The 19,429-nt window shown below is 34.6% G+C and carries 17 protein-coding genes; 5 read left to right on the top strand and 12 right to left on the bottom strand.

Translation table 11 applies throughout. The annotated features are described in order from the left end of the window. Positions 1–82 precede the first annotated feature (82 nt). The 3 genes from PL77_RS09045 to PL77_RS09035 form a co-directional block, all read right to left on the bottom strand. Positions 83–523: a hypothetical protein gene (locus tag PL77_RS09045; RefSeq protein ID WP_044203957.1), complete on the bottom strand. Its 441-nt coding sequence runs from the start codon at positions 521–523 to the stop codon at positions 83–85. A gap of 113 nt (positions 524–636) precedes the next feature. Continuing rightward, the gene (locus tag PL77_RS09040; protein WP_044203955.1) at positions 637–957 is read right to left on the bottom strand and encodes a hypothetical protein; all 321 of its coding nucleotides are present in this window, start codon (positions 955–957) and stop codon (positions 637–639) included. A 78-nt stretch (positions 958–1,035) separates the two neighbouring features. After that, positions 1,036–1,950, bottom strand: coding sequence for a hypothetical protein (locus PL77_RS09035; RefSeq protein ID WP_044203953.1), 915 nt, complete (start codon positions 1,948–1,950; stop codon positions 1,036–1,038). 123 nt (positions 1,951–2,073) lie between these two features. Here PL77_RS09035 and PL77_RS09030 point away from each other — a divergent pair, with 123 nt between their 5' ends. Together PL77_RS09030 and PL77_RS09025 are read left to right on the top strand one after the other, a co-directional pair. Next, positions 2,074–2,637 carry a Crp/Fnr family transcriptional regulator gene (locus PL77_RS09030; protein ID WP_044203952.1) on the top strand — a complete coding sequence of 188 codons (564 nt, stop codon included), beginning with the start codon at positions 2,074–2,076 and terminating at the stop codon, positions 2,635–2,637. A gap of 84 nt (positions 2,638–2,721) precedes the next feature. Beyond that, positions 2,722–3,411 (top strand): hypothetical protein, encoded by a 690-nt coding sequence (locus tag PL77_RS09025; protein ID WP_044203951.1) that lies wholly within the window; start codon positions 2,722–2,724, stop codon positions 3,409–3,411. On the opposite strand, the gene lpxK is transcribed toward PL77_RS09025, so the two are convergent. From lpxK to topA, 3 genes are all read right to left on the bottom strand, one after another. Then, positions 3,366–4,382: a tetraacyldisaccharide 4'-kinase gene (gene lpxK, locus PL77_RS09020; protein ID WP_044203950.1), complete on the bottom strand. Its 1,017-nt coding sequence runs from the start codon at positions 4,380–4,382 to the stop codon at positions 3,366–3,368. The genes PL77_RS09025 and lpxK overlap by 46 nt on opposite strands. A gap of 69 nt (positions 4,383–4,451) precedes the next feature. After that, a complete protein-coding gene (gene sucC / locus PL77_RS09015) occupies positions 4,452–5,642 on the bottom strand; it encodes an ADP-forming succinate--CoA ligase subunit beta (protein ID WP_044203947.1) in 1,191 nt (396 codons plus the stop codon). A gap of 261 nt (positions 5,643–5,903) precedes the next feature. After that, entirely contained in the window at positions 5,904–8,342 is a 2,439-nt protein-coding gene (topA, locus tag PL77_RS09010; RefSeq protein ID WP_044203945.1) for a type I DNA topoisomerase, read from the bottom strand. A gap of 409 nt (positions 8,343–8,751) precedes the next feature. Here topA and PL77_RS09005 point away from each other — a divergent pair, with 409 nt between their 5' ends. From PL77_RS09005 to PL77_RS08995, 3 genes are all read left to right on the top strand, one after another. Continuing rightward, positions 8,752–10,032, top strand: coding sequence for a citrate synthase (locus PL77_RS09005; RefSeq protein WP_044204044.1), 1,281 nt, complete (start codon positions 8,752–8,754; stop codon positions 10,030–10,032). Positions 10,033–10,111: 79 nt separating this feature from the next. Continuing rightward, entirely contained in the window at positions 10,112–11,509 is a 1,398-nt protein-coding gene (locus PL77_RS09000) for an outer membrane protein transport protein (protein WP_156152300.1), read from the top strand. A 78-nt stretch (positions 11,510–11,587) separates the two neighbouring features. Continuing rightward, positions 11,588–14,500: a glycosyl hydrolase gene (locus tag PL77_RS08995; RefSeq protein WP_044203941.1), complete on the top strand. Its 2,913-nt coding sequence runs from the start codon at positions 11,588–11,590 to the stop codon at positions 14,498–14,500. Between the two features lie 65 nt (positions 14,501–14,565). On the opposite strand, the gene PL77_RS08990 is transcribed toward PL77_RS08995, so the two are convergent. The 6 genes from PL77_RS08990 to PL77_RS08965 form a co-directional block, all read right to left on the bottom strand. After that, complete coding sequence (locus PL77_RS08990; protein ID WP_044203940.1) at positions 14,566–14,934, bottom strand: DUF983 domain-containing protein; 369 nt, start codon at positions 14,932–14,934, stop codon at positions 14,566–14,568. Next, positions 14,927–15,643 carry a cell division ATP-binding protein FtsE gene (locus tag PL77_RS08985; RefSeq protein ID WP_044203939.1) on the bottom strand — a complete coding sequence of 239 codons (717 nt, stop codon included), beginning with the start codon at positions 15,641–15,643 and terminating at the stop codon, positions 14,927–14,929. The genes PL77_RS08990 and PL77_RS08985 overlap by 8 nt, the downstream gene beginning before the upstream one ends. Before the next feature lie 2 nt (positions 15,644–15,645). Beyond that, positions 15,646–15,849, bottom strand: a complete 204-nt coding sequence (locus PL77_RS08980) for a hypothetical protein (protein WP_044204043.1) — start codon at positions 15,847–15,849, stop codon at positions 15,646–15,648. Between the two features lie 141 nt (positions 15,850–15,990). Further along, positions 15,991–16,647 (bottom strand): fructose-6-phosphate aldolase, encoded by a 657-nt coding sequence (gene fsa / locus PL77_RS08975; RefSeq protein ID WP_044203938.1) that lies wholly within the window; start codon positions 16,645–16,647, stop codon positions 15,991–15,993. A gap of 140 nt (positions 16,648–16,787) precedes the next feature. After that, positions 16,788–18,116 carry a protoporphyrinogen oxidase gene (gene hemG, locus PL77_RS08970; protein ID WP_044203936.1) on the bottom strand — a complete coding sequence of 443 codons (1,329 nt, stop codon included), beginning with the start codon at positions 18,114–18,116 and terminating at the stop codon, positions 16,788–16,790. Between the two features lie 224 nt (positions 18,117–18,340). Beyond that, positions 18,341–19,273, bottom strand: a complete 933-nt coding sequence (locus tag PL77_RS08965) for a malate dehydrogenase (RefSeq protein ID WP_044203934.1) — start codon at positions 19,271–19,273, stop codon at positions 18,341–18,343. Positions 19,274–19,429: the final 156 nt, after the last annotated feature.

The following is a 19,429-nucleotide window of genomic DNA, read 5'->3' as shown; positions in this document are numbered from 1 at the left end:
TGACCTGTGAGATAAAAAAATGGATATAGCAATTAAGGCTAGTCTTTTCAGAGAAGCGTCAAAAATGATATATCAAAAGAAATTACAATAATACAGGAGGTCCACGTTTACCGGAGCCGGTAATATAGAGGAGTGGTTTTACAGAGATATCATCAGCAACGAAGTGAGAGATTACTTCTGTAAATGTTTTGGGAATACTCCAAAGAATATAAAAAGCAATGGCTTCTCGGATTACTTTCGGAGCTTTCAAGATCATTTCATTATCGGTAGAGATCTTTGTATCTACCACGGCAGAATGATTAATGTGACCTAAAAGACATGCTAACAAATCATACAAATCTAGTTCAGAATGATTCACGAAGTTATATGTCTTGTGGTCTTGACTATCATTTTCAATGCAGCAGCCCTTCTGCTCAGCTGAGCAATGTACATCAAAATCCGAATGTTCAATAAAAGTATGTCCTACTCCAATTGAATAGATTAATAATATAAAAAATGATATGTATTGCTTTGCATTATTCATTACAACAAAAATAGAAATTAATAATGTGCAACAGTTAGGCAATAATATAAAAAGAATTCAAATTATTGTTAAAAATAAAAGCATCTACCCTTAGAGGATAGATGCTCAATGTTTTATATTATTTTGATGTGCTCAATATCATTGCCGAATCTTACTTCATCTCCATCTTTCTTGTCTTTGAAGAAGCGGTAGAAAGGTGAATCAGTAGTTAACCCGATGATGTTTTTTCCTTTGTATTTTAATGCAGGGAGTTTTACTCCTACAACAAAGAGAGAACTTTCAGTTTCAAACACACTACCTTTTCCAATACCTTCATTTAAGTAAGGCTGATGCATGAGTCGTACTACATTTTGGAAATTGGTTTTTGTACTTTCTTTTGATTCTCTGATGTGTGTTTGTAAAAATGATAGTACTTTTTCCTTTGACGTTTTCATTTCAGAATACTTTAGTTAATTGATAATATATATACTAATTGGTTAACTATAAGATAAGAAATGGATCGTCAAAAAGCATTATTTTTTTACCCAAATTTCAATATTGGAAGCATCTCTCCATAAATAGTTCAATCCTTTAGAAGAATAAGACTTATTAGGATCATTATTAAAGAAAATAGCAACTTCCGGAACTTTTGTTCCCCATTTAGATGACATCTTTCCTTCTCCCTTTCTTATAAATGAAAGTTGGATAAATCCTTTAAATGCATAAGCCACCAAAACCAGTTCTCCATTGTTTGCTTTTTTAATCGCCTCATCAAGTGTTCCTTTATTACTAGCTTCTCCCAGCATTTTCCAATTGGAATCAGCAGCAATTTTATCATATGATTCTGTCATTGTCAAGAAACTACCTCCTACGTAGGGATCTTTAAAATCATCTATATTAAAAATCTCTGTAATTGCTCTTGATGTATATTGACGACACTTCATTGGGTCAATCCCTTTTTGGTAACATTCTTTGTATTCTTTGATATACTTATTTAAAATATCAGAAACTTCAACTTCTGTCAGGGATTTCTTTACATTGGCAGATGAGCTTTCATTTTTTGGTGTTGTAGCATTAGCTAAAATGGCGTCGTCTTCTGCAATAGGAGTTTCAATTTTTGAAAATAAGAAAGTACCTTGGTCGACATTGTCGGTATTGAAAAATTCACCTTTGTACATGTAATTAGCAATGATTTTTCCTTCAAATCGCTCTCCATCTTTCTGACGTAATGTCAACGTTCCATCTTCAGCAAATTCACCAGTTAGGGTTTTCTTGTCTTTTGTATCCATATAAATACAATAACCTTCCGCTTTTTGATCTTCAACGGAAAATCGAAGTCTAACTTTTAGTTCAGTATTGATTAAGCCTTCGAAAGAATAATTTGTTTGTTGTGCTTGAACTTGTAGTGTATAAACAAGTAAAAAAGGCAAGATTAAATATTTGATCATTGTATTTTTGTAAGTGTTAGATTGCGAAAATAAGGTTTTTTCTTTGTTTTTGACTAGCTTTTGAATTAAATCTATTTAAAATAAAGCACCAATTCGTATTTGTTGTTGAGAATTAAAAATATTATGGATTCATTATTTCATGCTCTTATAAATTCAAACGAAAATATATCTGAACTTCAAAAATTATCAAGGGGAGATTTATTAATTAGAGTTGGAGAAATCGAAAAACACATGTATGTCGTTTTGGATGGAGCTGTCAGAGTAACGTACTTTGAAGATGACAATAAAGAAGTGCATACTATTCGGTTTGGCTATAAAAATTCAATTCTTGCATCTATTCCCTCTTTTTTTGATGAAAGCCCTTCTCTATTCACTATTGAGTGTATAAGGAGTTCTGTCATAAAGAAAATTCATAAAAAGCACTTTTTTGAGATTGTGAATTCAAATACTGATTTTCAAAAAGAGTATGAACTTTATCTCCAAAACTTTTTCAAACAGCAAATCGAAAGAGAGATTGATTTATTGACCACCTCACCTTTGAAAAGGTTTGAAAGAGTGATAACTAGAAGTCCTCAACTGTTTCAACATGTACCCATGAAATACATTGCTTCTTATCTGAGAATGAAGCCAGAAACACTTAGCAGGATCATGAAGAAGGAAAGAGATCTGATGAAAGAAGAAAAATAGTTTCCTTTTATCTTGAAATTATTTGTAGATTTAAAGTTCAGATAACACTCTTTACCTAAGATTCAGGTTTAAAATTATCAATCGATGAACTATATACTAGACGAGTTTTCAAGAACGTGGGTCTCCCCCTCACAATATGACTATTTATTGGCTAAGGGTTGGAGGCATTTTGGATCAAACTTTTTTAGGTATAATATCAGTATTCACAATGAAAAAGTTTGCAACGTATTGCCGTTACGTTTACGAGTGAATGACTTTCAACCTTCAAAATCACAACGTAAAATTTTACGTAAATGTGGAGAATTCCAATTGAGTATTCAAAAAGTTGTGATTGATGATTTGTCTGAAGAACTTTTTGAAATACATAAAGAAAAATTTGTGGATAATGTTCCTCAGAATATTTTTGACTTTCTTTCTAAGGAAAAAACAGCGACTACGCCAACAACAATATTAGATTTAAGAGTATACGATGAGGATAAATTAATAGCTGTAAGTTATTTTGGTGTTGGAGAAAATGCTCTTTCGAGTATTTATGGAATGTTTCATCCAGAATACAAAAGCTATAGCTTGGGTATCTTTACGATGCTGGTTGAAATCATGTATGCCAAACAATTAGAATGCGATTACTATTATCACGGCTATTGCTATGATGTTCCATCATTCTATGATTACAAAAAGAAATTTGCCGCAATGGAAACCTACTTGTGGGATAAAGACAAATGGATCGATTATTCAGTTTTTGAAAAAGCACTTTCAATAAGTGCTAAAAGTTGATCTTGTTCGTTATTTAATACTTCAGGCAAGATTGGAAGTACCACAAATTGAAGCGTACTATTTTTCACCAAAGGTCTTAGTTTAACAGCATCCTTTTCAGAAATAATCACAACTTTATCCTTCCCTATCTCATTTTCAATTCTTTGAATGGTTTTTTCAGTAAATGAATAATGATCTCTAAAGCGAAAGTGTTTGATAACATTACAGTGCAATTGTTCCTTGATGTAATCGAGCATTGGTTCCGGTTTTGCAATACTGGTCATCACAAAAACGTCTTTTTCGTCTAAAGCATTCTTACTTTTTTCATTTAATGCATAAAGGTTCCCGTATTTGATAGAAGTAAAGAAAACTTTGGCATTTGGAGCGTATTGATGTGTTTCCTTCTTATAGTGTTCTATTTCAGATGGTGAGATTACATCTTTCACTTTGGTATAAATAATAATATCAGCTCTTGATGCACCATTTCGATTTTCTCTTAATCTCCCCAAGGGTAATACTTCATCTTTAAAGAAAGGAGCACTGAAATCTGAAAGCATAATATTCAGGTCTCTATGAATTGCTCTATGCTGAAAAGCATCGTCTAATACTATTATATCTGAGTCCGCAAAGAATGGTACACCTAAAACCCTTTGTTCTGCGACGACTACCTCTACATGTTCATATTTTGAATGATACTGCATAGGTTCATCTCCAATAGTTTTAGCAGTAGCATTTTCGTCAGCATATATAGGCCCTTTTGTTTTTCTACCATAGCCCCTGCTCAAAATCCCAACTTTATACTTATCGGATAAGTTTTGGATCAAGAATTCTACAAAAGGAGTTTTACCCGTTCCTCCAACTGATAGGTTGCCGACGCAAATAATAGGCAATGTAAAAGAAACAACTCGACTTCTCCCTTTGTCAAAGTTTTGATTACGAACCGTTGTAATATAGTCGTAAAGCGTAGAAAAAGGCTTTAATATATACTTCATACTTCAAAAATAGGCAATAAAAAACCCATCTGAAAAACAGATGGGTTGAAAATATTGTAATAAAAGTAATTAAGCTAAAGCAGCTTTTACTTTCTCTGCAGCTTCTTTTAATGTAATAGCTGAAGTTACTTTTAATCCTGACTCGTCAATGATCTTAGCTCCTTCTTCAGCGTTAGTACCTTGAAGACGTACAATGATTGGCACTTGAATGTCACCAATGTTTTTGTAAGCTTCAACAACACCGTTTGCTACACGATCACAACGAACGATACCACCAAATACATTGATAAGTATAGCTTTTACGTTAGGATCTTTAAGGATAATTCTAAATCCAGCTTCAACAGTAGTTGCGTTTGCTCCACCTCCTACGTCAAGGAAGTTAGCAGGATCACCACCAGAAAGCTTAATCATATCCATAGTTGCCATTGCTAAACCAGCACCATTTACCATACAACCAACGTTACCGTCAAGTTTTACATAGTTAAGACCTGATTCACCAGCTTCTACTTCAGTTGGATCTTCTTCAGTGATGTCACGCATTTCAGCGATATTTTTGTGACGGTATAAAGCGTTATCATCGATACCTACTTTAGCGTCTACTGCCATTACTTGATCGTCTGAAGTTTTGAAAACAGGGTTGATTTCAAACATTTCAGAATCTGTATCTACATAAGCGTTGTAAAGAGCAGTAACAAATTTAGTCATCTCTTTAAAAGACTTACCAGAAGTTCCTAAGTTAAAAGCAACTCTTCTAGCTTGGAAACCTTGGATACCTACAGCTGGATCGATTTCTTCTTTGAAGATAAGTTCTGGAGTTTTTTCCGCAACTTCCTCGATGTCCATACCACCCTCTGTAGAGTACATGATCATATTTTTACCTGTAGCTCTATCAAGCAATACAGACATATAATATTCTTTGATTTCTGATTCACCAGGGTAATATACATCCTGTTGAACCATCACTTTATTAACCTTTTTACCTTCAGGTCCTGTTTGAGGTGTTACTAACTGCATGCCGATGATTTGCTCAGAAAGCGTTTGTACATCGTCCATACTTTTAGCTACTTTTACTCCACCGCCTTTTCCACGGCCACCCGCATGAATTTGAGCTTTTACCACCCAGAAATTGGTGCCTGTTTCTTCAGTAAGTTTTTTTGCAGCCTCCACAGCTTCTTCTGGAGTCTCTGCTACATATCCTGCTGGAACTTTTACTCCGTATTCCTTAAGGATGCTTTTTGCTTGGTATTCGTGAATGTTCATGACAATTGACCCGTTGGGTGCACAAGTTTGTTTACGTATTGCTACTTAAAAAAAACACAATGACAAGCATCATGTTCGTTTGGTAATACAATTCTAATTAAAATAAATGTAAAGTCTAATTTGCTTACGCGAATACATGCCTATGTAATGCGATTTTCTTAACATTTTTAATTGAAAAAATGATAAAAAAAGAGTTCGACTCAAAACTTGGCCAAATAATGCCTTGTTTTTAAGCCGAACTCCAAAATAAAAAATCTTTAATTATGATTTTTTAGTGGTTGTCTTTTTCCTAGTGGTTGTTTTTTTTGCAGTCGTTTTCTTCGCTGCAGTTGTTTTCTTGGCAGTTGTTGCCTTTTTAGCAGGTTCTTTCTTTGCTGCTGCTTTTTTACCTCTAGTTTTAGGCTCAGGAGCTTCTTCTATGATTTTCTTTACTTCTTCATAGGTCAATTCCTTAGCTTTTTCTTTTAATTCTTTAGGGATCTTAATATTTGCCTTATTATAAGAAATGTAAGGCCCCCATCGACCATTTAAGAGTTGAAGGTTTTCTTCTTCCTCAAATACTTTGATTAGTTTTTCAGCATCCGCTTTTCTTTTTGCAAGGATCAGTTCGATAGCTGTATCTAATTCAACAGTTTCTGGTGCGTATTCTTTTCCTAAAGAAACAAATTTACCATCGTGACGGATATATGGACCAAAACGCCCAATTGCAGCCACCACTACTTTATCTTCAAACTTACCTAAGGTTCTAGGTAACTTAAATAATTCTAAAGCTTCTTCTAAAGTGATTGTTTCAAGGTATTGTCCTTTTCTCAATGAAGCAAATTTCTTTTCTTCATCATCCTGCTCACCGATTTGAGCAATCGGACCAAAACGACCTAAACGTACTAATACCTTCTTGCCCGTTGCTGGATCAACACCGAGTTCTTTTTCAGCATGTGCTTCAGCTCTATCGGCATTCTCTTCAGTATCCACTACAGTGTGATGGAAAGGCTTATAGAAGTCTCCCAACATCGATTGCCACTCTAGGTTACCATGAGCAATTTCATCAAACTGCTCTTCTACTTTAGCAGTAAATGAGTAATCGATAACGTTAGTAAAGTGTTTCACCAAGAAATCATTAACAACCATACCCATATTTGTTGGGAAAAGTTTACCTTTTTCTGTACCGTATACTTCAGTAAGGCTCTTTTCCGAAACAGCATTATTTTCTAAAACAAACTGAGAGTAGTTTCTTTCTTTACCGTCTCTTGCTTCTTTGATCACATACTCTCTCTTCTGAATAGTCGAGATTGTAGGTGCATATGTTGATGGACGTCCAATTCCTTTTTCTTCCAACATCTTAACAAGACTAGCTTCAGTATATCTTGCAGGAGGTCTTGAGAAACGTTGTGTTGCCGACATTATATTTAAAGGCATATCTTGACCAACAGATAATGGAGGAAGCATTCCTTTTGTATCCTCATCTTCTTCATGATCATCATCATTTGATTCGATATAAGCCTTTAAGAAACCTTCAAAGACGATCACCTCTCCTTTGGCTACAAATTTTTCAGAACGTTTAGCTGTTGTGATTTCTGCTGTAGTTCTTTCTAATTTTGCATCTGCCATTTGCGAAGCTACTGCTCTTTTCCAAATCAAATCATACAAGCGAGCCTCTCTATTGTCAGAAAGGTCAGGCTTGTGGTTGTTGAAATTGGTAGGACGAATGGCTTCGTGGGCTTCTTGAGCACCTTTATTTGATGTTTTGAAATGTCTTACCTGTACATAATCCTCTCCGTATACTGTTGAAATTTCATTGGTTGCAGATTGAATTGCTTCCTCTGATAAGTTTAAAGAGTCAGTACGCATGTAAGTAATATGCCCAGCTTCATATAATTTTTGAGCAATAGACATGGTAGAAGCAACTGAATACCCCAACTTCCTACTAGCTTCTTGCTGTAACGTAGAGGTTGTAAAAGGAGGAGCTGGTGTTTTCTTACCTGGTCTTGTTTTAATATCATTGATTTTAAAATCAGCACCCAGGCAATCATTTAAAAATTGCTCTGCCTCCGCTTTAGAGTTAAACTTAGTAGACAATTCAGCTTCTAATGCTTTATTATTACCTAAATCAAACGTTGCTACAACTCTAAAATAATCTTTTGGCTTGAAAGCTTCAATTTCTCTCTCTCTTTCTACTACCAATCTAGCGGCTACACTTTGTACACGTCCTGCAGACAATCCTCTTTGGATTTTTTTCCATAGTACGGGTGAAAGCTCGAAACCTACTAATCGGTCTAGAATTCTTCTCGCTTGTTGAGCATTTACTAAATCGATATCAATAGTTCTTGGAGCTTGAATCGCAGCTTTAATCGCTGTCTTAGTGATTTCTCTAAAAACTATTCTTTTAGTATCTGTCTCTTTTAATTTTAAAGTTTCTTTTAAGTGCCATGAAATAGCTTCTCCTTCGCGGTCATCATCGGTCGCTAACCATACCATTTCAGCTTCCTTGGATAATTTCTTTAGTTCTCTGATAACATCTTTCTTATCAGACGATATTTCATAGGTTGGGTTAAAATCATGTTCAACATCAATGGCGTCATTCCCTTTCTTCAAATCTCGAACATGACCATAGCTTGATCTAACCGTATAATCACCTCCTAAATACTTCTCTATAGTCTTGGCTTTTGCTGGCGATTCGACAATCAGTAAATTCTTAGTCATATATATAAATAATAATCTCTATTAATTCTTAAAAACAACAGAATGATAAATGGTATATCTCCCGCGCGAAACAACTTATTACAAACTTAAATAAAGTTCAAAGAATTTTACGTTTTTATTTTTTTTAGATTGATTTTACATGAAATTACCATTTTTTAATGATAAATGTCATTTAAATATAAAAAAAATAAATTCTTCTGATTTTTAGTGTTTTTAGCGCATATATGTATTGAATTACCCCTGTTTTTTTGCAAAAACGTAAAATCTGAAATATATTTAGGCATTCAAAACGAGGATCAATCGGTTTTGGAATGAAACACGTGCGAAAATAAAGAATAATTAACACTTTTTAGTTATGCAAGAAGTAGAACTTGACCACAACAAACCTCAAACAAATTCCGACAAAAACATGGATGAAAAGACAGCGCAATTATCATATGCTGGTAAAACATATGACTTACCAGTAGTTAAAGGTTCAGAAGAAGAAATTGGTGTTGACATCAGTAAGCTTCGTGCTCAAAGTGGATTAATCACTTTGGACGTAGGATTCAAAAATACTGGTTCTACAACAAGTGATATTACTTTCCTTGATGGAGAGAAAGGTATTTTAAGATATAGAGGCTATTCTATTGAAGATTTATGTGAACATTCTACTTTCTCAGAAGTTGCATACTTATTAATAAATGGGGAATTACCCACTGCCCAAGAATTCGACAAGTTCAAATCAGACGTTTCTCGTCACACGTTAGTACACGAAAATGTAAGAAAGATCTTTGATGGTTTCCCTGCAGATGCTCACCCAATGGGCGTTTTATCTTCATTGGTAACTTCATTGACAGCTTTCCACCCTGAATCATTAGATCCTAATAGAGATCATGAAATGGTAGACTTAACAATCCATAGATTGATTGCTAAGCTTCCTACTTTAGCTTCATGGGTATACAAGAAAAGTGTTGGACATCCATTGATGTATCCTGAAAACAAGTTAAGCTACATCGAAAACTTCATGAAAATGATGTTCGGTTTACCTGTTGAGGATTACGATATCGATCCAGTATTAGTGGATGCATTGGATAAATTATTAATCTTACATGCTGATCACGAGCAAAACTGTTCTGCTGCTACAGTAAGAGTAGTAGGTTCATCACAAGCTTCATTATATGTTGCTATTTCTGCAGGTATCAATGCACTTTGGGGACCTCTTCACGGTGGTGCTAACCAAGCTGTAATTGAAATGTTAGAAGACATTCACGCTAACGGTGGCGATGTTGATAAATTTATCGCGAAAGCAAAAGACCCTAACGATCCATTCCGTTTAATGGGATTCGGTCATAGAGTATACAAAAACTTCGACCCTAGAGCAAAAATCATTAAGAAGCATGCCGATGCGGTACTTGATAAATTAGGTATCAACGATCCACTTCTTGAAATCGCTAAAGGTTTAGAAGAAAAAGCATTAAACGACGAATACTTCCAAAAGAGAAAATTATATCCAAACGTGGATTTCTATTCTGGAATTATTTACAAAGCAATGGGCTTCCCTACAGAAATGTTTACAGTATTGTTTGCATTGGGTCGTCTTCCAGGTTGGATTGCACAATGGAAAGAGTCAAGAAACTTAGGACAACCAATTTCTCGTCCTCGTCAGGTTTATACTGGTGCAGTTGCAAGACCTTATCCTACAAAATAATTTTTGAAAGAATTTCTTTCATGAAAGCCATCAGAAATGATGGCTTTTTTTTATGTTATTTTTCTTCTATTTTTAACCCATGCTCCGAATCTATTTCCCTCTTCTATTGCTTTGCTTTATTACCCCAATTGCTACAATAATGGCACAAGGTAATTTCTATTGGCAACAACAACAAGGTGCCAATGGTAACTTATTGGGTGGATCCCTCGCCTCTGGAGCCACCGATAACAGTGCGATTTTTTATAATCCTGGTGCTTTAGCGTTCACCGAAACTCCAAACGTTTCATTTACTTCTGACCTTTTGAGTTATACATTTTTTAATATTGAAAATGGAGCTGGACAGGGTGTGGATATAAAAGGTAATCAGTTTGAAACCAAGCCTCAAATGATTTCAGGTACTGCATTCAACCTTAAAAAACGTCATTTCAAAGTCACTTATGCTATTATCAATCTTTTAAATACAAAGAGTGAATATACGAGCTCAAATCAAGGACAAATCCCTAATTCGAATGACTATTATGAAGGGTATTTTAACTATAAAAACCAGCTAAGGAATGATCGAATAGCCATCGGAACAACGTACAGAATCAGTGAGTCGTTGGGCGTCGGTGTTACCCACTTTATAGATATTAAAAACGCCGAACTAACGAATAACACCAATGAAACTTGGTCGAGAGGTACTCAAATTACCAATTATAGTAATGATTATAAAAACCTAAGATTTAATCAGGTATCTATCCTATGGAAAATTGGACTTGCATGGCATTATAATGACCGTTTAAACATTGGTTTCAACTTCGAAACATCTGATATTAATGTTCAATTTTTATCAAAATCTAACTCTAGGCGAATCATTGAAACTATGGAAACTTCAGGTGAAGTGCTCAAAGAGGTCAGTGATCAAGAAAAAGTAGACTCCAAATATAAATTACCAATCACTGCTGAACTGAATATTGGTTACATTACTAAGAAGACAGAGTATTCTGCACGGATTGGCTTTTTTGGTAAAGTACAGAAATATGGAATTTTAAGTCTTAAACCCGAAAACTCTATGTTTTCATCTAATGATGATGCGTTCAGTCAATATTTTGTAGCGAATAAAACTATTACCAATATTGCGGTGGGTGTTAAGCATGAACTAGTTGAGGATGTCAATGTTTTGATGGGTTTTCGAACAGATTTTAACTTTTTAGATTTTGGAGATATTGACCCAATTAAGGATAACCGAATGTCTTTTGATTATTGGGATTTATACCATTTATCGGCTGGTTTTGAGTGGTTTGGACCAAGGTTTAATATTATAGGAGGACTTGTTTGTGACATGGGGTTCTCTGAAAATGATATTCAAATAGCAAACCTTACAACAAGGCCCTATTCAGAGGTTTTTGATAGAAAGTCGAACACAAGTACTACATATCTTCAATTCAACTTAATCTTTGGTATCACTTACCACTTTAAAGATAGAACACAACTGTAAAACCTGAGGCTTTTATTTTGAATTGATCTCTTTGAATATTTATATTTATAATCAATCAATTCAATTTAAATCTTCAACATGAAAAAAACTTACGCACTTAGTTTTTTACTAAGTCTATTAGTAGCATTGAATTTTATATCAACTACTAATGCTCAAGAAAAAAATGCGAGCAGACTTCCTAGTTTTCAAAAACACCAACAACTTGATGAGAAATCCTACCTCAGAAACATTCCTTTTAGAAATGTAGGGCCAACGGTCATGAGTGGCCGTGTAACAGACATTGATGTTAACCCTGATAATCCGAATGAATTTTATGTTGCTTATGCTTCTAGTGGCTTATGGTACTCCTCTACTGCTGGCATCGATTTCAATCCTCTTTTTGATCATGAAGCAACAATGACGATTGGTGATATTGCTGTCAATTGGAAAAGTGAGCAAAATACGATTTGGATAGGTACTGGTGAAAATAATTCGAGTCGTTCTAGTTATGCAGGTCTTGGTTTGTATAAATCAAATGATAAAGGAAAAACTTGGACACATTCAGGTTTAGAAGGCACTCAACACATTGGACGTATTGTCTTACATCCTAATGATGAAAATACACTATGGGTGGCCTCTATCGGAAATTTATATTCCAGAGATGAAAATAGAGGTGTTTATAAATCAAATGATGGAGGAAAAACATGGGATAAAACGCTCTACATTTCAGACAGCACAGGTATTATTGATCTAATCATTGATCCCAAAAATCCAGAAATACTTTATGCTTCCGCATGGGAAAGAACACGTAAAGCGTGGAATTTTAAAGCCTCTGGAAAAGAATCCGGAATTTACAAATCTATTGATGGAGGAAGAACTTGGAATAGAATTACGACCAAAAAGTCAGGTTTTCCAATTACGGAAGGAGTTGGCAGAATTGGCCTAGCGATTTCTCATCAAGATTCTAACAAATTGTATGCTTTCTTGGATAATCAAGATCCAAAAGAAAATCAGAAAGAAAAAGAGGAATTACCACTCACCAAAAAACAACTCAAAACGATATCTACAGAGAAGTTTTTAGAGCAATCTGATGAAAGTATTAATAAGTATTTAGATCATTATAGTTTTCCAAAAGCCTACACAGCAAAATCCATTAAAAACGATATTCAATTAGGTAAATATGCCCCTATTGCACTCGTAGAATATCTAGGTGATGCAGAAGATGATCTGTTTAATACAGAGATCAAAGGTGCTGAGGTGTATCAATCCTCAGATGGAGGAAAAACATGGAAGAAAACTCATTCCAAGGACCTTGACCGAGTAGTATATACTTTTGGTTATTACTTCGGTAACATTAGAGTTAGCCCTCAGGATGATCAAACCTTATATATTCTTGGTGTACCTGTATTAAAGTCTATTGATGGAGGAAAAACATGGAAAGATAAAGGAGATCCCAATGTGCATGTAGATCATCATGCATTATGGATTAATCCTAAAAATGATCAGCATATTATTTTAGGTAATGATGGCGGGCTTAATATTTCTCATGATGGTGGCAATACCTATTTCAAAGCCAACTCTATTCCTGTTGGGCAGTTTTATGCTGTCAATGTTGATATGGCAGAACCTTATAATATTTATGGAGGACTTCAGGATAATGGAGTTTGGGTAGGTTCATCTAAAGCAAAGGTAGATAGAGCTTGGCAAAATTCTGGAAAATATCCATTTCAAGAAATCATGGGAGGAGATGGTATGCAAATAGGCGTTGATACTCGTGATAATCAAACTGTTTACACTGGCTATCAGTTTGGAAACTATTATAGAATCAATACGAAAAAAGGAGTTGAAAAATACATTACTCCCAGGCATGATTTAAGTGAAAAGCCTTTACGTTGGAATTGGCAATCCCCTCTTCAAGTTTCTAGTCATAATGAGGATATTATTTACTTTGGCTCAAACCGTTTCCATAGATCCATGAATAAGGGGGAAGAATTTGAAGCCCTTTCAGAGGATCTGACAAATAAAGGTAAAAAGGGAAATGTACCATATGGAACACTCACCTCCATTTCTGAATCCCCTATTCAGTTTGGTTTACTTTATACTGGATCAGATGATGGCAAGGTATTTTTATCGGAAAATGTTGGGGCTTCATGGAATGATATCTCTAATGGGTTACCACAAAACCTTTGGGTCTCTAGGGTAATTGCTTCTAAACATGATTTGAATACAGTATATGTAGCTCTGAATGGTTATAGAAATGATGACTTCAAACCCTATCTATATTCTTCTTCAGATAGAGGTAAAACTTGGAAAAAACTTGGAAATGATCTTCCTTGCGAACCCATTAATGTCGTAAAAGAAGATCCAAATAATCAAGATATTCTTTATGTCGGTACTGATAATGGGCTTTATATTTCTTATGACAAAGGCAATTCATTTATGACATTAGGTAATCTTCCCAATGTTGCTGTACATGATTTAGTCGTTCACCCACGAGATAATGAAATTGTAGTAGGAACTCATGGTAGAGCAATTTATGTAGGTGACCTTGCTATCAGTCAAACTTTTAAGCAGGCTGATTTTGAAACACCGTTAAAAGTGTTTTCAATCAATGAAGTGACTGAAAATCCAAAGTGGGGAATGATAGAAGGTTATTTTGAATGGGGAGAACCTATAGAAAGTAAAGTTCAGATTCCAATTTATAATAAAAATGAAGGAACAGTTGAAATTAGTATTGCGTTAGAAGGTAAAGTTCTAAAAACATTTTCAATAGAAGTAGAGAAAGGGTTGAATTATATTCATTATGACCTTTCTATTGATTCAAATAACAAAAAAGTATTAGAAAAAGCCTTAGCAGTAAAATTAAAAGAGACAGATAATAAAGTCAATTATCTTAAGCCTGCTCAATATACAGTTTATGTATCAATGGGTAATGAGAAAGTAAAAGGCATTTTGAACATTAAAGAAAAGGATGAGCCTAATAAAAGGGTAAAAAAGAAAAAGATTCCATAATCACTGGAATAAACTGTAAATGAAAATGCTCCATTGAAGTCTCAAAGCAACAATGGAGCATTTTTTTATTTTCCTTTATAATCGATTCCACCAAAAAGATGGAGATAGATTGATCTTGATAATCGGAAGGTAAAAGGAAGTAATACGATCATAGGAATTACTGCCATAATGATATAAGTGAGGGTGTCTTCTGGATCAATTACCACTGCGGTAATGACAAGCATTACAAACATCAGCGCTGTATTAATACCATAACTTACGTACATTGCACCGTAATAAAAACCCGTCTCAGGTTCAAGGTTTGCATTACATTCTGTACATCTGTGATTGATTTGATTGAATTTCAGAGATAAAGCTGAATTTTTAAAAAGATCCCCTTCTCTACATTGGGGACATTTTTTTTGAACGATAGCTTGAAGCTTACTTTTACTCATGTTTAGGATTTAAGTCTAGTTTCTGTTGAACCTGTTCTTTAGAAATATCTTTAATGTTCCCTCCTTCACATATTAAAGCTCTTTCTGGGTGTAGCCTTAAAAATGAATGCTGGTGAGTTGCCATTATGATACTGGTTCCACTTTCATTTATTTCTTTAAATAAGTCTAGGATGGCTCTTGATACTTTTGGATCTAGGTTTCCGGTTGGTTCATCAGCGATGATTAAGTCAGGGTTGTTTACAAGAGCTCTTGCAATAGCCACTCTCTGTTGTTCACCTCCAGAAAGTTGATGCGGCATTTTTTCTCTTGTGATTTTAGGTAGATTTACTTTTGCTAGAAGTTCATCTACTTTATTATTCATCTTTAGCTGACTGCTCCAACCAGTAGCTTTCATTACGAATAATAAGTTCTCTTCCACGGATCGATCTGTCAAAAGTTCAAAATCCTGGAAGATAACACCAACTGATCTTCTCAGAAAAGGGATTTCCTTTTTTTGAAGATCGTTGACTTGGAAGTTATTGACTCTAACAACACCCTCAGTTGGGTAAAGATCAGCATATAAAAGGCGCAATAGAGTGGACTTACCACTACCTGTTGTCCCTAATAAATATATAAACTCACCTCTCGCAATATCAAAGTTGATGTCTTTGAGAATAACTGCTCCCTCATAAACGACTTTGACATCTCGAATTGTTACAATTTGATCCATTTTTAGATTTCTAGTTTTTGAATTTTACCGAAAGGCAATTGCTCTATTACAGCTTTCAAGGCTTCTTCTTTACCTTCTAAACCATATTTTTCAAGTTTTGTCAAAGGCCTGTCAGCTCTAAAATAAGCAATTAAGACGAAGTCTTCGTCTCTTAACTGAATGTAGTTTGGAATTTTGGCTTTGCCTTTTACTTTAATAATATACATGTAAAAAATTAAATTTAATACGCCATTTTCCACAAAAGGCATGGTATAAATGTAGGGACATTGTAGTAAAACAATGCCCCCATATTTTCAATAATTACCTTCTATGAGGTAATTGTAACTTATTCACTAAAGAAAAGTTTCTTATTCTTCCATTTTCTTAGCATCCTCAATAAATTGAGCCAAGCCTTTATCTGTTAAAGGATGGTTCAATAATGCTTTGATCGCTTTTAATGGACAAGTTGCAACGTCTGCACCAAGCTTAGCACAATCCAAGATATGCATAGGGTGTCTTACAGATGCAGCTAAAACTTGAGTACCGAAACCATAGTTTTCAAAGATTGTTACGATGTCTTCTACTAATTGTAAACCATCTGTAGAAACATCGTCTAATCTACCAATAAATGGAGATACATAAGTTGCACCAGCTTTTGCAGCTAATAATGCTTGACCAGCTGAGAAGATTAAAGTACAGTTTGTATCAATACCTTTACTTGAAAAATATTTAATAGCTTTTAAACCGTCTTCGATCATTGGAACTTTAACGACAATTTTAGGATCAATTGCGGCTAAGATTTCTCCTTCCTTGATCATCTCCTCATAAGTTGTTGATAGTACCTCAGCACTAACATCACCATCAACGATATCACAAATTGCTTTGTAATGAGCGTTTACAGCTTCTGTTCCTTTCACACCAACTTTCGCCATTAGTGATGGGTTAGTTGTTACACCATCCAAAACTCCCATTGAGTGAGCTTCTTTGATTTCGTCAAGGTTTGCGGTGTCTATAAAAAATTTCATAAGTATTCTTTGTCTAAAAATTTATATGTAGCAAACATACATAAATCTCAATGTTTTTTAGAAAAACTGAAAGAGATTTTTGAAAGTTTGAAAGTTATATTTTCATTAACATGGCTATTGAGGTCTTTTAACCACGAACTTTAAGAGAATTGTTCTTCAACCAATTTTTTACTTTTCTCAATACAATCAGGAACTGCAATTCCATCTTTCCAGTTCACTGTATAATACAGGTTTTCAATAGGTGACTTTTCCATAGCTTCCCAAAGATTCAATATGTTTTGATCGTATTGAGGAATAGCTTTTCTCCACTTGAATGTTTTTTGAAAAACAGGGTCAGCAGAAAAGCCCAGTGTGGATTGAAGTTCGTTTCCTACGTTATTCTTTATCGCTGTTTCCTCTAACTTAGCATTATCAGGAGTATGTGTCCCTCCTACAAAAGAAGTCACTAATACTTCATTATTAGTAGTTCTATTTGGGAAAATACATGAGGACCAGATGGAACCAGCAGTAAATGTCTTTTCGATAGATGGGTTTAAACCTCCAAAACCAATCGGTGTATTCTGAGAAGCGTCTTTTGCAAAGACAGAATGTACCACACACATTGGAGGACAATACACTTTCTCTAATTTCTCTGCCACTTTAGGTAAAAGGTATTGGAGGATTTGAGATGTAGCTTCGGCTGGTGTTGCAATGATGACTTTATCAAATAAAAATTCATCATTATATGTTTTTACAGAAAACACATCATCAATAGTTGTAATACTTTCAACTTCAGAATTATAGCTAACATCAACTTTACTAGCTAATGCATTCGTCAAAGTTTGAATTCCATCTTTAAAGCTGTACGCTGTTTTTCTTTTGACAGCAACGCCATTAGCTTTATTCTCTTTTCTTAGTTGAATCATTCCTTTGATGATTGAACCGTGATTTTTTTCAGCTTTGTAAAGAGAAGGAAATGATGCTTTTATTTTTAATTGTTTTGGATCACCAGCATATATGCCTCTTACAAAAGGATCAACTGCATAATCACAAATTTCATTATTAAAGCGCCTTTCAAAGAAATCATACAATGACTCATTCTCAGAATTAGGAGTGTTTTTTCTGAAGTATTCTGTCATTATAGTCCATTTCGTTTTCCAACTAAAAAACTTATTAGAAAAGAAGTTTTGTGGACCCGATGGCAATACATTGTATTTACCATTTTTTAAAATAAATCGATCTTTATTAACGTCTGCAGCTTCTTGTAATTGGTCTTCGATGCCAAGTTCCTTGATGAGAGAGAGGTGATCATCGTTAAAAAGTAAGGAATTAGGTCCATTTTCATACAGGCGTCCATCAATTTTCTCCGTTTTAATGCACCCTCCTGTCCTATCACTTGCTTCTAAAACAATACAAGTATGACCTTTTTTCTGTAAATAATAGGCTGCTGTTAGCCCTGATATTCCTCCTCCTATAACACCGATTCTCATATTTTAGGGAATAATTCTTTGTATAAATTAATAAGTGTTTCAGCTAATGTTTGGTTTGGGAAAAATTAGAAGAAACATATTACAAAACTAATAAATTCATATTGATCTTATACATATAAATCACGATTTATAACGGTTGAAATACAAAAACTTCTTAACAAAAAAATGCCCACCACTAAATTAATAGCGATGAGCACTTCTTATAAATTCCGTTGGCTTATAAACTAAGCTTTAACGTCTAAAAGACCGTTAGTTTTCTTCACACCTTCAGCTGAAGTATGTAATTTTGCTTTTTCGTCTTCAGAAAGCTCGATTTCAACGATTTTCTCGATACCGTTTTTACCCAATACTACAGGTACACCGATACAAAGGTCGCTTAAACCATACTCACCTTCTAATAATGCTGAACAAGGGAACATTTTCTTAGAATCTAAAGCGATAGCTTTAACTAATTCAGAAACTGCTGCACCTGGAGCATACCAAGCTGAAGTACCTAATAATTTAGTAAGTGTAGCACCACCTACTTTAGTAGCTTCAACGATAGATGATTTTTGCTCTTCAGTTAAGAATTCAGATACAGGAACTGAATTACGAGTAGCTTTCTCGATTAGTGGAACCATTCCTACGTCAGAGTGACCACCGATTACCATACCAGAAACGTCAGATTGTGGGCAACCTAAAGCTTCCGCTAAACGATATTTGAAACGAGCACTATCCAATGCACCACCCATACCGATAATACGGTTTTTAGGAAGACCAGTAGCTTTAGCAGCTAAGTAAGTCATTGTATCCATTGGATTAGATACTACGATGATAATTACGTCTGGAGAATTTGCGATCAAATTCTTCGCTACAGTTTCTACAATGTTAGCGTTTGTAGTGATTAACTCTTCACGAGTCATACCTGGTTTTCTTGGAATACCAGAAGTGATTACCGCTACATCAGAACCTGCAGTTGCAGCATAATCATTCGTTACACCAGTGATTGTAGAATCAAACCCATTTAAAGATGCAGTTTGCATTAAGTCCATTGCTTTACCTTCTGCAAATCCTTCTTTGATATCAACTACTACGATTTCGTCTGCAAAATCTTTGATAGCGATATACTCAGCACAGCTTGCACCTACTGCACCAGCTCCAACTACAGTTACTTTCATTTTATGCGAGATTTAAAAAATTAATTATAAGTTTATTTGTAAATGTTTTACTCTCGCAATTTGCGATATTTTTGTTACTTTTTTGAGTGATTATAGAAATTCATAAACATGACTTTTGTCACTTTCTAAATTTCGAGATAATTGCATAATAGAAAA

The organism is Flammeovirga sp. OC4, assembly GCF_000812565.1.
Taxonomy (GTDB): Bacteria; Bacteroidota; Bacteroidia; order Cytophagales; family Flammeovirgaceae; genus Flammeovirga.
This window is presented reverse-complemented; position numbering and strand designations above follow the sequence as displayed.

Bases quoted from the DNA above. Each gene is read 5' to 3' on its own strand.
- fsa (WP_044203938.1), bottom strand. From the start codon at position 16,647: ATGAAATTTTTTATAGACACCGCAAACCTTGACGAAATCAAAGAAGCT.
- PL77_RS09040 (WP_044203955.1), bottom strand. From the start codon at position 957: ATGAAAACGTCAAAGGAAAAAGTACTATCATTTTTACAAACACACATC.
- PL77_RS08990 (WP_044203940.1), bottom strand. From the start codon at position 14,934: ATGAGTAAAAGTAAGCTTCAAGCTATCGTTCAAAAAAAATGTCCCCAA.
- PL77_RS09030 (WP_044203952.1), top strand. From the start codon at position 2,074: ATGGATTCATTATTTCATGCTCTTATAAATTCAAACGAAAATATATCT.
- topA (WP_044203945.1), bottom strand. From the start codon at position 8,342: ATGACTAAGAATTTACTGATTGTCGAATCGCCAGCAAAAGCCAAGACT.
- PL77_RS09035 (WP_044203953.1), bottom strand. From the start codon at position 1,950: ATGATCAAATATTTAATCTTGCCTTTTTTACTTGTTTATACACTACAA.
- lpxK (WP_044203950.1), bottom strand. From the start codon at position 4,382: ATGAAGTATATATTAAAGCCTTTTTCTACGCTTTACGACTATATTACA.
- sucC (WP_044203947.1), bottom strand. From the start codon at position 5,642: ATGAACATTCACGAATACCAAGCAAAAAGCATCCTTAAGGAATACGGA.
- PL77_RS08980 (WP_044204043.1), bottom strand. From the start codon at position 15,849: ATGTATATTATTAAAGTAAAAGGCAAAGCCAAAATTCCAAACTACATT.
- hemG (WP_044203936.1), bottom strand. From the start codon at position 18,116: ATGAGAATCGGTGTTATAGGAGGAGGAATATCAGGGCTAACAGCAGCC.
- PL77_RS09005 (WP_044204044.1), top strand. From the start codon at position 8,752: ATGGATGAAAAGACAGCGCAATTATCATATGCTGGTAAAACATATGAC.
- PL77_RS08965 (WP_044203934.1), bottom strand. From the start codon at position 19,273: ATGAAAGTAACTGTAGTTGGAGCTGGTGCAGTAGGTGCAAGCTGTGCT.
- PL77_RS09000 (WP_156152300.1), top strand. From the start codon at position 10,112: ATGCTCCGAATCTATTTCCCTCTTCTATTGCTTTGCTTTATTACCCCA.
- PL77_RS09025 (WP_044203951.1), top strand. From the start codon at position 2,722: ATGAACTATATACTAGACGAGTTTTCAAGAACGTGGGTCTCCCCCTCA.
- PL77_RS08985 (WP_044203939.1), bottom strand. From the start codon at position 15,643: ATGGATCAAATTGTAACAATTCGAGATGTCAAAGTCGTTTATGAGGGA.
- PL77_RS09045 (WP_044203957.1), bottom strand. From the start codon at position 523: ATGAATAATGCAAAGCAATACATATCATTTTTTATATTATTAATCTAT.
- PL77_RS08995 (WP_044203941.1), top strand. From the start codon at position 11,588: ATGAAAAAAACTTACGCACTTAGTTTTTTACTAAGTCTATTAGTAGCA.